General features: G+C 54.5%; 1 protein-coding gene. It reads left to right on the top strand.

Going from position 1 to position 739, the window contains the following annotated elements:
- On the top strand, window positions 1–739 hold a 739-nt coding region (locus ABV409_RS16670; protein WP_353878762.1), incomplete at both ends, for a malectin.

The following is a 739-nucleotide window of genomic DNA, read 5'->3' as shown; positions in this document are numbered from 1 at the left end:
CGACCCAACCTCCGATAGCAGCGGCCGGTAACGATATCGAATTGACCTTGCCGAACTCGAGTGCCGTACTCAACGGAAGCGGCACGGATCCCGACGGGGGATCGATAGCGGGGTATTCATGGAGCCAGGAATCGGGTCCTTCCACGGCCGATCTCAGCGGTACATCGACACCTGAATTGACGGTTTCGGGTCTATTGGCCGGCAGTTACGTGTTCCGTTTGACGGTTACCGATGACGAGGGAGAGACGGCCTATGATGAGGCCACGGTCACGGTTTCGGAAGCGGTTTCCACCAGTGGTATCGCGATCAATAGCGGTGGTCCTGGATTTGGATTCGAGGGTACGCAATGGGCCGCCGATACCGATTTCATAGGGGGCAATACCTTTAGCAACAACATTCCCATAGCCAATACGACCAACGATCAATTGTACCAGACGGAGCGTTATAGTACCTCAGGCGCCGTGGTTTATGAGATCCCTGTCCCTAATGGGAACTATGCCGTCGATCTGCACTTTGCGGAGCTTTACTTTGGGGTTTTGGCCGGGGGAGGTATCGGCTCGCGAGTGTTCGACATCGACATCGAGAACGGTCAGGGTGCCCGATCGAACTATGATATCACGGCCGAATCAGGAGGCGTTGCGACGGCCATTGTCGAACGTTTTTCGAACATCTCGGTAAGTGATGGAGCCCTTTCCATTGCATTGATATCAGTAGTGGAGAACCCGAAGATATCGGGTAT

It is taken from the genome of Flagellimonas algarum (genome assembly GCF_040513375.1).
GTDB classification, from domain to species: Bacteria; Bacteroidota; Bacteroidia; order Flavobacteriales; family Flavobacteriaceae; genus Flagellimonas_B; species Flagellimonas_B algarum.
This window is presented reverse-complemented; position numbering and strand designations above follow the sequence as displayed.